This is a genomic window from Candidatus Hepatincolaceae symbiont of Strigamia maritima (genome assembly GCF_055505085.1).
The window spans coordinates 1-12,355 of record NZ_DBKDTU010000068.1 but is presented as its reverse complement, the minus strand read 5'-3'; the positions used below and the strand labels follow the sequence as shown (position 1 = coordinate 12,355).

The window sequence follows — 12,355 nt, the reverse complement described above, 5'->3', positions numbered from 1 at the left end:
TCATACAAACCTTTGCTTAAATATTTTTAATAATATATAATAGTATATATTTATGAATATAATTATATAAATGGACTCTACCATGGTAATAAACTTGTTAAAAAAACTTTTCAATAGAAGCAATAACAACAATGCTGTTAATGTTAACATATATGCTCCGGTTTCCGGAAAAATTATTAATTTAAAAGATGTAACCGATCCGGTATTTGCTCAAGGAATGATGGGTGATGGCATTGCAATTTTCCCTAATACTCAGGTATTATTAGCTCCAGTTGAGGGAGTTATTATAACTATTCATAAATCTAAATATGCAGTAGTTATAAAAACAATGCAAGGTATAGAAATTTTGCTTCATATTGGGATTGATACCGTCCATATGAATGGGGAAGGCTTTATATCTTTTGTAAAAGAAGGTGATAGCGTTATTAGAGGTCAAAAATTAATTGAATTTGATATTGCCTTAATTGCTAAAAAATCTAAGAGTGCTATGATAATGATAATCATTACTAATCAGAATCAATATATTTTAAGCAAGAATAAAATAAAAGACATAGAAGTTCAAGCTCCCCTGTTAGTACTTAGTAAACCTCAAATTGATAATCCTTTTCAAAATCAGGAACAATCTGTAAATACTTTTACTCATACAGAGAGTGAACAAGTAATATCAAAAACTACAAGAATTTTAAATCATAGTGGATTGCATGCCAGACCGGCTTCTTATATTTTTAATCTAGTATCAAAATATCAGGCTGAAATTTCCCTAACTAAAGGTACTAAAATAGCTAATGCTAAAAGTGTAATTGCTATTTTAGGTTTGGGAGTTGAAGAAAACGAAGAAATAACCATAACTGCCAAAGGTAACGATGCAGAAGATGCGGTTAAAACTTTACTAAAAGCTATAAAAGAGGGATTAGGAGAAAATACTACTGGGGATGCTACAGTTATACAAGAAAATAATCCTACTACTTCTATAGTGACAACTGCCTCTGTTTTTGCTGATAAAAAAAAAGTTGATTTTTCCATAGAAGTTGAACTAAAAGGGGTTGTGGCTTGTAGAGGTTTTGCAGTAGGGCAGGCATATTTATTAGAAGCAGAAGAAATTGTTATAACTGAAAATGCAACAGCTCTCTCTGTAGAGATTGCTAAATTTGAAGTAGCTCTTACTAAAGTTAAAAGTACTATTACCGCTAATATTGAGCAGGCTAAACAACAAAAACAAACTAATAAAGCAGAAATTTTTCAGGCACACTTATTTTTATTAGAAGATATATCTTTATTAGAAAATGTAAAAACAGTAATAAATCAGCAAAAAACCGCAGAGTTTGCTTTTCAAACAGCCATTGCTAAGAGTATAAAGGTTTTAGAATCTACAAACAATACTCTGCTTATGGAACGTATAGCCGACTTAAAAGATATTGAGAAACAAGTTATTCTTACTTTACTGGGGCAGGAAAATAAAAAGGTACTCTATCCTGCAAATAGTATTTTAATTGCTAAAGATTTAATTCCATCAGATATTTTAAATTTTGATACAAACGTAGTAGGGATTATTTTAGCTCAGGGTTCTACTACTTCACATGTGGCAATTGTGTTAAAAAGTATTGGTATTCCAACACTAGTTGCTATGGGTAAAGATATTATGGAGATACCCAGTAAGAGTAATCTAATTATAAATGCAGATACCAGCAGTCTTATTATTAATCCTAATCAAAAGGAATTGGCTACAATAAAATTAAGAATTAGTGAAATAGAGAAAATTAAGACTAAAAATAATACAACTGCTAAAGAAAAAGCTATTACTCTTGATGGTAAAGCTATTATAGTTAAAGGAAATATAGGTAACTTAGAAGAAGCAGAAATTGCCTATTGTAACGGAGCAGAAGGCATTGGATTATTAAGAACAGAATTTTTATTTTATAATTCTATAAGTGCTCCTAGTGAAGATGAGCAATACCAATTATATCAAAGTATTGTAGATACTATGCATAAGAGCGGAGAAATTACTTTTAGAACCTTAGATGTAGGTGGGGATAAACCTGTATCTTATATTAAGTTACCCCTTGAAGAAAATCCTATTTTAGGAAAACGTGGAGTTAGAAATTATCTTGATAATATAGAAATATTTAGAAATCAGGTTAGGGCTATATTACGAATTAAACCTTTTGAGATGATTAAAATAATGCTACCTATGGTTAGTTTTATAAGTGAAGTGCAAGACATGAAAGAGATTATTAAAGAAGAGCAGCAAAAATTACAAATCAGTGCCAATATTAAGGTAGGCATTATGGTAGAAGTTCCAGCAGTAGCATTAATGGCAGAAAAATTTGCCGAATATATTGATTTCTTTTCCATAGGAACTAACGACTTAGCTCAATATACTGTAGCTATGGATCGGGGTAATCCTTCTTTAACTTCACAAATTAGTAATCTAAATCCTGCATTGTTAAAATTAATTAAAAGTACGGTTGAGGGTGGGAAAAAATACAATAAACCCACTGCCGTATGTGGAGCTATGGCTTCAGAGTTAGAAGCAATTCCATTATTACTAGGTTTAGGAGTTGAGGAATTATCAGTAACCAGAAGCTTAATAGCAGATGTTAAAGCCCTAATTAGAGAATTAAATATTAAACAATGTGAAGATGTTGCAGAACAAGCACTTGTTATGGAAAATGTAGATGAGGTAAAAGAAAGAGTTCGTAAGTATTTCCATCAAATTAATTATTAAGATATAAAACTAGGCTTAATCTAATAATTACTAATAGTGGTTTAGTCTCTAAAACTTTGTTAAAATAATTGTGAATGAAACTATGGTTAGTTGAAATACAATACAGTGATTATATTATAAGTTTATTTGGTAATTAAAAAGATAATATTTGAAAAATCAGACAATATAAATTATAATTAATTAGATATTCACTAATTAAACAATCTTATAAATTGTAAATCTAAGTTAATTTTTAAGATAAAATACAAACAATTACTTTATTTTAGGAGTGTAAAATGGACTTTTATATAAACTTTAAGAAGAACTTGGTTAAATTAGGGAGAGCTTTAATGCTCCCTATAGCTGTTTTACCTGTTGCAGGTATTTTATTAAGAATAGGGCAGCCTGATGTACTAAATATTGCTTTTATTTCTGTAGCTGGAGAGGCAATTTTTAGTAATTTAGCACTTATTTTTGCAGTAGGGGTAGCAATCGGCTTTGCTAAGGAAAGTAACGGAGCAGCAGCTTTAGCAGCATTGGTTGGTTATTTAGTATTAACTAACGGTTTAAAGGTTTTAAATCCTAAAGTAGATATGGGAGTTTTAGGAGGACTAATTATCGGTGGTATGGCTGGTTATTTATATAATAAATATCATAATATTGCTTTACCAACATATTTAGCTTTTTTTGGCGGTAAAAGATTCATTGCTATTATTACCGGTTTTATATCTTTAATTTTATCCTTTGTTTGTAGCATAATTTGGCCCCCGATACAAGAAGTCATCACAAATTTTGGTAATTGGATTATTGCCTCTAATAATATAGGGTTATTCTTCTATGGGTTTTTAAATAGGTTGCTTATTCCTACCGGATTACATCATGTTTTAAATAGTGTGGTTTGGTTTACTTTTGGTGATTATAGTGTCATTGAGCACGGTCAAGAAATAGTTAAACATGGTGATTTATGGAGATTCTTTGCTGGTGATAAAACTGCAGGAGCCTTTATGGCAGGAATTTTCCCTGTGATGATGTTTGGGCTTCCGTCAGCAGCAGTAGCTATGATTATAATGGCTAAACCGGAGAATAGAACTACTGTATCGGGTATTTTAATTTCTGCAGCCTTAACTTCTTTTTTAACAGGAATTACTGAACCCATAGAATTTAGTTTTATGTTTATAGCTTTTCCTTTATATGTAATTCATGCGGCTTTAATGGGTTTATCACTAGTGGTAATGAATTTACTTGATGTAAAATTAGGATTTACTTTCTCAGCAGGGTTATTTGATTATATCTTAAGTTATCGCTTAGGTCATAATGGGTGGATGCTATTTCCCGTAGGAGTAGTTTTTGCTATAATTTATTTCTTTCTTTTTGTATTTGCTATTAGGATCTTTAATCTTAGCACCCCTGGACGTGGGGAAGAAGAACAACCTGATAACGATGATATAAAACTCTCTCATGAGGCAATAGGGTTGAATTATCTCACGGCTTTAGGAGGTAAAGATAATATTACTTTTATTGAAGCATGTACTACCAGATTAAGATTAGAAGTAAACAGTACTGAGATTATAAATGAAAAAACGCTAAAGACTTTAGGAGCTCACGGTTTTATAAAAACAGGTATAGGGCAATATCAAGTGATAATAGGTCCAGAGGTAGATATTTTACTTGATAAAATCAAGAATGCTATGAAATAGTAGATGTAGCAATAATAAATAAGAGAATAGTTACTTTTTTAGTTTTAGAAGTTAACTTTTTGATTTATCATTAAAGATGAAAGAAAATTGTTTAATTAGCAAGTAACATGTTAAACATCATAATAGGAAGAGTGGATGCGCTTAATAATTACTAATCATGATATAGGCTTGTGGGCTGCTATTTATATTAGAGAACAAATAAAAAATTTTAATTATCAACATAAGAAAAAATTTGTATTAGGGTTACCAACTGGTGGTACTGTAGTTAATATGTATAAATATATAGTAAATATGCATAAAAACCAACTGTTTAGTTTTAAAAATGTGATTACTTTTAATATGGATGAGTATATAGGCTTATCTGAGACTAACCCCCAAAGTTATCATTTTTTTATGCAAGAGCATCTGTTTAAACATATTGATATTTCTCCTAATAATATTAATTTCCCTAATGGTAATGCTAAAAATCTTAAACAGGAGTGCTTAGAGTATGAAGCTAAAATTCTTAAAGCTAAAGGTATTGATTTATTTATAGGAGGGGTAGGTGAAAACGGGCATATTGCCTTTAATGAACAATACTCATCCCTAAACTCTAAAACTAGAGATAAACAATTAGATACCTCTACTGTTTCAGCTAATTCAAGATATTTTAACAACGATATAAAGCAAGTTCCTAAGAGTGCTTTAACTGTGGGAATTTCTACTATTATGAATTCTAAAGAAGTATTAATTCTAATCTCTGGTGAAAAAAAAGCCAGAGCTTTGCAACAGGCAATGGAAGGATCAGTTTCACATCTCTGGACCATTACAGCACTGCAAATGCATCCAAAAGCCATAATTGTGGTGGATGAGGCGGCTTGTATAGAGTTAAAATTAAGAACATATAAATATTTCAAAGAACTGGAAGATGAATTTTCATATATAGAAGATTTATGCACACAAACAAAACAGGATCAATAAAAAAATGAGTGAATATGCATTAGTCGGGGGATTAATTTTTGACGGTAATACTTTTTTGGAAAAAGATACTGTCGTTATTATTAAAAATAATAAAGTTCATATGGTTTGTTTAGCAAAAGATTTACCGAAAAACATAGAACAAATAAGAGTAGATGATCTACTCATAGCTCCGGCTTTTATAGATTTACAGCTCAATGGTTGCGGTGGGGTTTTATTAAATGATAGTATTACTGAGAATACCTTAGAGATTATGCATCAAACTAATTTAAAATCCGGTTGTACTTCTTTTTTACCAACCCTTATTACTGCCCAGGAAGAGGATGTTAAACAAGCAGTTGATGTGGTAAAAACTTGGTACAAAAAAAATCCTAATAAAGCAATCGGGGTGCATATTGAAGGTCCCTATCTTAATATTAAAAAGAAAGGAGCCCATAATCCTAGTTATATTAAAATTTTATCTGCGGAGATGGTAGATTTTTTTATGAAAGCTGTGAAAGAAATACCTATTATGCTTACCCTTGCACCTGAGTGTAATAACTTACAATATATTAAAAAATTAACCGATGCCGGAGTTGTGATCTCAATAGGTCATAGTAATGCTAATTATGAAGAAGCTATGGCAGGAATTAATTATGGCATTAAAACAGCTACTCATCTATTTAATGCCATGCCTACCTTTGAGGGTAGAAATCCAGGAGTAATAGGAGCTGTTTTTAACACCGATGAAGTGTCTGCCGGAATAATTGTAGACGGACATCATGTAAACTTTGCTAATGTTGCGTTGGCAAAAAAAATTAAAGGAGAAAAACTCTTTGTAGTTACAGATGCTATGCCTTTGGTTGGTACTAACCTTACAGAATTTATGTTAGCAGGGAAAAAAATTTTTTTAAAAGAAGGCAGATTAATTTCTGCTGAAGGAACTCTCAGCGGAGTGTATATTACTATGATAGAGAGTTTAAAAAATCTTGTACAACAGGTAGGAATTTCCTTAGGAGAATCCTTAAGAATGTTAAGTTTATATCCGGCACGAGTAATAGGAATTGAGAATAAATTAGGCAAAATTAAAGAAGATTTTATTGCTAATTTAGTAATATTTGATAAAATTTACCAAGTAAAATATACTATAGATAACGGTACACTTAATAAAAATGATGCAAAATAATCAATGTTACTAAAAGTGTGGCTAAGTATAATAATAAAATTTAACCAAAATAATAAATCATCATCATGCGTTTAAAACACTTATTTATCTTTGATATTGAAACTATACCAGATACTACTAGTGTAGCAAATTTAACAGGTTTGAAGAGTGATGATAAAACTGAATTAAGGCAAACACTTAGAGAGTATCATTTAGAAACAACTGGGGGAAATAATGCTTTTTTAAGACAGACTTTCCACAATATCGTAGCTATTAGTTTTGTGATTTTTGAGATTTCCTATGAAGATACCTATGAGGTTTACAAACTTAAAGAGATACGTTCAGGAGGAGATTTAAAATCCACGGAAAAAGACTTAATTCAGGGGTTCTTTCAAACCCTTGAAAAGTTAGAAGCTAGATTAGTCTCTTTTAACGGAAGAACATTTGATATGCCGGTTTTAAAATATAGGGCGATGAAATATGGTATTTCCTCAGCATTCTATCATCGTTCCGGAGATAAATGGTCTAATTATAGTAACCGTTATTCCTATGAGTGGCATTGTGACTTATTAGAAGCTTTATCAGATTATGGAGCTTCTGCTAAAATTAAACTTAATGAAGTTTGTTCAGTTTTTGGATTTCCAGGTAAAATAGGAGTGGAAGGTTCCTTAGTTACTGAGCTTTTTGATAGAGGTGAGCTCTTAAAAATTCGTAATTATTGTGAAACCGATGTATTAAACACAGCTTTAGTTTATTTAAGGTATGCTTTGCATACTAGTAGAATTACGATAAATACTTATAATAGTGCTATAAGAGATATTTTAAAGTTTATTGAAAAAAATACTCAATTAGTACATTTGCAGGAATTTAAAACTGAATGGTTAAACGCCTCTAATAATAATCTTTTTTTCTAGCTTATTTTCCTTTTTTCTTCCTGTTGATACGTTCTTTTGCTATTTTTGTGTATATGTAAACATATTAAATTTATACTCAGTTTTTATACTGAATCTTTTTTCAAAAATGTTCAAACTCCCAAAATTCTTATCAATAAAAGTAAAAAACATTTGAATAATAAAAAAATTACGGAGATACAATAGTAGTAATACTGATAAAAACTATCTTTATTGTATAATTCTCCTGTTACCATATCGTAAAATCTTGCTTTATCTCAACTTCGTTATTTAGTTGTTTTAATAGTACAAATCTAATAGATAAATTTTTATTTTCATTATATAAGGCAACTTCTGATAATGCTTTCCCATACATTTTTTTCAGTTCCTAATTTAACCTAGCTAATACACCTGATTATATAGCTACATGTATAACATTAGTATAAGCAATGGTTTTATAGTAGCATGATCTTGGTAATAATACTTTAAATTGGTATTCACAAGGAAAAGAGTATAACGAAAAGATACTTAAGCCTTTGTTTGTTAAGATAACATACAGTAATATTTCTAAATTATACATATTTGGTCTATCTATGAAAAAGCTGGAAGTAACAAAATTTAATTCTATTATGGATAATATATAAGTTGGATCATAAAAAGTAGGAAAAATTTCAAACAATTTATTTTACTTTAAAATACCATAATTATTTACAAATCTTCCTATTATAACTGGTATTTTATCACCTATAAGATATTTTTTTTGAATATTATTGAATCAAGATTAATTATACAGCAAAGTTTTTGTTTAAGGGCTTCTTTTCTAAGTCTTCCCTCACTATGTTATTGGTTGTTAAGGCAGAGAGATTAATTGTATTTATAGTATTTTAAGGATTGTATTTCACTCTGAGCTACTTTTAAAGCAAACGCAGTAGAGTTAAATTTTCTTAAAATTGTACTTCCAATTACAAAAGAAACTATATTTACTCATAAGACTCCTGCAATTACAGCAAACATAACATCCTTAGGAAGTAATGCTAAAAGAGCCAAAATAGAAGCAGTAGATGGCGTTGTCACCAAGCCTGTGAAATAATTCAAAAATAAAAATACCGGTTGCTCAGCCGAAAATTACAGCTAAAATCAGTATAGGGTTCATTCAAATATAAGGAAAATAAATTTCATGAATTCTTCCGAAGAAGTTAATAATAGTAGCTCTGCCAGCAGAATTTTTTGGCAGTCTCTTTACCGAAGATTCAATAAGATAATAAAGCTTCTAATCTAGGATCAGGATTAGTTTCTAGTAGGAAGAAAATAGATTTACAGAATACTTTAGCTTCAGTTATTCCTATGGATCTTAAAGTTCCGTGATTAATGGTATTATTTACTAACATCTCAAAACCGATTGTAATTCTTGGAGTTATTGCCGTATCAAATTTTTTAATAATATAACCGCCCAACGGTCCTGCTATCATTACTCCTGATAAACATTGGGATGCTACTTCCTACTATTACCACCATAGTAGTAATAGTACTTACTACGCCTCATTTGTGGTTAGCAATCATCTTCCTTACCGTATAAGCAATTAATAAAGGTAGTAAATAAATAACCATTGATCCTCTACTACAAAAGTCAGTTGATCATTAGGCAGATAACCTGTGGGAATAAAAAAAGCAGTACTTAATCACAAGCAATAAAAACTCCGAGATTAGGCATTACCACAGAACTCAGAAATTTACCGAAAAGTTGAATATAATGTTTAATTGCCATAGTGTATAAACTCTAAATAATTAAAAATATACTTTAATAGTAGTCAAAAAGGTAATTTTTTAAGATTATGCTTAGAATGTATGGTGCTTAGTACAGTTATTCTATCCTCTAATCACTTAAGTAAAAGTTTTTAGTAAATTCCCATATATTTAGCATTTATTAGGATTTTTTTAGTAGAGGCTAATAATTCTTGATCTTGGGAGGATAAAGCTTGTTCCTGAGGGTCTACAAATTGTTCAATTAGAGTGGTGACAGTTTCTTGTTTAGGAATAGTGTCCTTATAGGTCTCACCAATTTTAGATTTTTCTATAGTGGCATTGGCAATATTTGAGGAATTAATATCGGTAATTGTTACATGTGTAATACTTTCTGAGGATCTTGGTTCAGGAAAATTAGTACTAGTAATATTAATATAAGGGGGCGGAGATCCTTTTATTAAGTTAGGAGAAGGGTTTATTTTAGAAAAATTATCTTCAATATTATTCTGAGTAGCCGGTAGTGCTAAGTTAGGATTTTTTTTTTCTAAATTACTTAATAAATCGTCTATACTAGGTAATTCTGCTGCCCACAGTAACTTTACCAGTAGCATATCTGCAGTATTTTTTTGATAAATTGCAGTTTTAATTTCATTAATACCTTGTAATAAAATCTGCCATAATCTGGATAAGCTATCTATTGAGCTGAATTTACAAAGATTGTTTGCCAATTTTTTCTCAGTTTCTGCTAATTCTTGAGAAACAATAGTAGGAACAACTAGTAACATAGTTAAGAGGTGACAAACATCTAATAAGTCTTCAAAAATTAAATCTAATTCAGCACCATTTAAGTATAACTTATTATAAATCTCAAAGGCGGTTAATTTATCTATTTTTATGATTGCTTCAAGTAATAAATAACAGGTTTCTTTAGAATTTTGCCCAAGCATTGCACTAATTTTAACCTCAAGAATATTTCCTTCACAGTAAATAATAGCTTGATCTAATAAGCTTAAACTATCTCTAACAGATCCGCCGGCAGCCTTACTTATTATGGTAAGAGCTGCTGGTTCATAATTAATATTTTCTTGTTTAGAAATATTCTCCAGATGCTTACTTAATTCTGCAGTAGATACTCTTTTTAAATCAAAACGCTGGCAACGTGATAAAATAGTAACTGGTACTTTTCTTATTTCGGTGGTGGCAAAAATAAACTTTATATGTTTGGGAGGTTCTTCTAAGGTTTTTAATAAAGCATTAAAAGCATTTTTAGAAAGCATATGTATTTCGTCAATAATATAAATTTTATAACGAGCTGATACTGGTTTATATTTTAGAGTTTCTATAATTTCTCTGATGTCATCAATTCCAGTGCGAGAGGCAGCATCTATTTCTAAAATATCTAAATGTCTACCCGAAGTAATAGCTATACAATTATCACACACCCCACAAGGAGATAAGGTCATATCAGAATTACCATCAATTCCGATACAATTAAGAGCTTTAGCAAGAATTCTTGCAGTAGTAGTTTTGCCAACCCCTCTAACCCCAGTTAACATAAAAGCATGGGCAATTCTATTAAGCTTGAAGGCATTACTAAGAGTTTCAACTAAAACTTCCTGTCCTATCAGCTCATTAATAGTACTAGGGCGATATTTTCTTGCTAAAACATTATAGGCAACACTGTGTTCTGTCATAACTTAAGCTTAAACAATAAAATTGATAAATAAAAGGTAAGCTTAACCCATAATAATTGATTGTGGCTGCTTTCTTTCAAATCTGACCAGATTCACCAATCCGTATGCCTAGGCTCACCCAATAATTAGTTTAGCAAATTTTTTTAATTTTGTAACTGATTTTTAAACATACTTAAAAATAGAATATTGAAGCACTAGGTTAAGCTTATAAAGAGATTAAGTATTTTTTATTTTATATAATTTATAAGGATACTTTTAGAAGTTTAGATTATAGCAAAAGAATCATCATAGTTTAAATAGACATATTCTATATTATTTATAAGCTCTTTGTTATGTATTATTATTCTGATTTCATAATTTAATTTGAGTTACCCCAATATCTTTAGATAATTGAATTGAACTAATACCTTTTTATGTGAAGTGGTTAAATAAAAAGCAATTAACCATTTTTGTAATGATACTCTTGAATCTTCTAATACTGAACCAACTCTTACTGTAAATCTTTTATTAGAAGAACTACATTTATAATGAATACCATTTTTAAATTTATATATTTTATCATCATGAGTACAATGAGGACATACTGGCTTATCTCCCCATCTCATTTGAGTTAAATATTCACGGCACTTTGCTTCAGTATTAAAATATTGAGTAAACTGTAATAAACTTTTGAATTTTAATTCTATTAGTATAATACTCTTATAATTTTTTGTTTATAAGAGTATTATACCGCTGGTTTTTAGGGTTGCACAATAGTTTTGAGGTTATTTTAGACTTTTTACGTCATTATATAAATCTTTTAATTCATAGATAGATATATCTAGTATTGGTTCGTACATAAAAGAATTTAAATGTATATTTTCTGGAGTTATAAGATTTACCCTATCTAAAACAGCTATATTAGAAATTTCTTGATTAAAAAGATTTTTATATTTAGATATTAATGTATATGTTTGATTACTAGTAATTCCATTTATAAAAGTTGAATCATTTATTTTTTGTATTAAATATTCTTCCATTTGTAATCTACAGGCAATTGATAATACAATCTTACTTTCTAGTTCTAGCTTGTCTTCATCATTAAGTAATATTCTATTTGCTTCATTTTCTATAATTTTAATAACTTTTTCACTTGTATTATTGATTTTTTTCACATTTAAGCTTGATAAATTAATTACTGATATAAATATTTTTAATAAATCATCTACAATAATCGTTCCAGTATCTGATTTTTTATGCAATAAAGATGTAAGCCGTAGGTATTTTGGGTCATTTTCTCCTTTAGTATATTCTAATAAATTTCTTACAAAAGGTATTAGTGCGATTAGTTTAGAATACTCGTGAATATTATCTTTCCAATGATTAAAAGGATTATTTTGATATTTTTCTGATTTTAATTCAATATCATGGATTCTTTTGATAGCATGTAGTTTATTTTCTCTTGCATGATTTTTACCAATTATTCTATGAGAAATAGTTCTATAAAAATCATAGTTATGAGTTAAAATTATTTGATAAAAGTTATC

10 protein-coding genes and 1 other RNA gene are annotated in these 12,355 nt (G+C 29.5%); 5 read left to right on the top strand and 6 right to left on the bottom strand.

The features are described from left to right. Positions 1 to 94 precede the first annotated feature (94 nt). The 5 genes from ptsP to ACQCX0_RS01525 all read left to right on the top strand — a co-directional run bounded on the left by ptsP (position 95) and on the right by ACQCX0_RS01525 (position 7,416). Positions 95 to 2,725, top strand: a complete 2,631-nt coding sequence (gene ptsP / locus ACQCX0_RS01545) for a phosphoenolpyruvate--protein phosphotransferase (RefSeq protein ID WP_462562379.1) — start codon at positions 95 to 97, stop codon at positions 2,723 to 2,725. A 275-nt stretch (positions 2,726 to 3,000) separates the two neighbouring features. After that, positions 3,001 to 4,401 (top strand): N-acetylglucosamine-specific PTS transporter subunit IIBC, encoded by a 1,401-nt coding sequence (nagE, locus tag ACQCX0_RS01540; RefSeq protein ID WP_462562378.1) that lies wholly within the window; start codon positions 3,001 to 3,003, stop codon positions 4,399 to 4,401. Positions 4,402 to 4,536: 135 nt separating this feature from the next. Then, a complete protein-coding gene (gene nagB / locus ACQCX0_RS01535; RefSeq protein ID WP_462562377.1) occupies positions 4,537 to 5,361 on the top strand; it encodes a glucosamine-6-phosphate deaminase in 825 nt (274 codons plus the stop codon). A gap of 4 nt (positions 5,362 to 5,365) precedes the next feature. After that, entirely contained in the window at positions 5,366 to 6,523 is a 1,158-nt protein-coding gene (gene nagA / locus ACQCX0_RS01530; protein ID WP_462562376.1) for an N-acetylglucosamine-6-phosphate deacetylase, read from the top strand. A 65-nt stretch (positions 6,524 to 6,588) separates the two neighbouring features. Continuing rightward, the gene (locus ACQCX0_RS01525; protein WP_462562375.1) at positions 6,589 to 7,416 is read left to right on the top strand and encodes a 3'-5' exonuclease; all 828 of its coding nucleotides are present in this window, start codon (positions 6,589 to 6,591) and stop codon (positions 7,414 to 7,416) included. A 226-nt stretch (positions 7,417 to 7,642) separates the two neighbouring features. Here ACQCX0_RS01525 and ACQCX0_RS01520 read toward each other — a convergent pair whose 3' ends face one another. The 6 genes from ACQCX0_RS01520 to ACQCX0_RS01495 form a co-directional block, all read right to left on the bottom strand. Then, positions 7,643 to 7,768, bottom strand: coding sequence for a hypothetical protein (locus ACQCX0_RS01520; RefSeq protein ID WP_462562374.1), 126 nt, complete (start codon positions 7,766 to 7,768; stop codon positions 7,643 to 7,645). Positions 7,769 to 8,642: 874 nt separating this feature from the next. Next, the gene (locus ACQCX0_RS01515; RefSeq protein ID WP_462562372.1) at positions 8,643 to 8,861 is read right to left on the bottom strand and encodes a hypothetical protein; all 219 of its coding nucleotides are present in this window, start codon (positions 8,859 to 8,861) and stop codon (positions 8,643 to 8,645) included. A gap of 426 nt (positions 8,862 to 9,287) precedes the next feature. Further along, the gene (gene dnaX / locus ACQCX0_RS01510; RefSeq protein WP_462562370.1) at positions 9,288 to 10,829 is read right to left on the bottom strand and encodes a DNA polymerase III subunit gamma/tau; all 1,542 of its coding nucleotides are present in this window, start codon (positions 10,827 to 10,829) and stop codon (positions 9,288 to 9,290) included. A 28-nt stretch (positions 10,830 to 10,857) separates the two neighbouring features. Then, positions 10,858 to 10,952: signal recognition particle sRNA small type (gene ffs / locus ACQCX0_RS01505), an RNA gene on the bottom strand. Positions 10,953 to 11,197: 245 nt separating this feature from the next. Continuing rightward, entirely contained in the window at positions 11,198 to 11,515 is a 318-nt protein-coding gene (locus ACQCX0_RS01500) for a transposase (protein ID WP_462562380.1), read from the bottom strand. A gap of 78 nt (positions 11,516 to 11,593) precedes the next feature. Next, a partial coding sequence (locus ACQCX0_RS01495; RefSeq protein ID WP_462562368.1) for a hypothetical protein occupies positions 11,594 to 12,355 on the bottom strand: 762 nt, incomplete at its 5' end.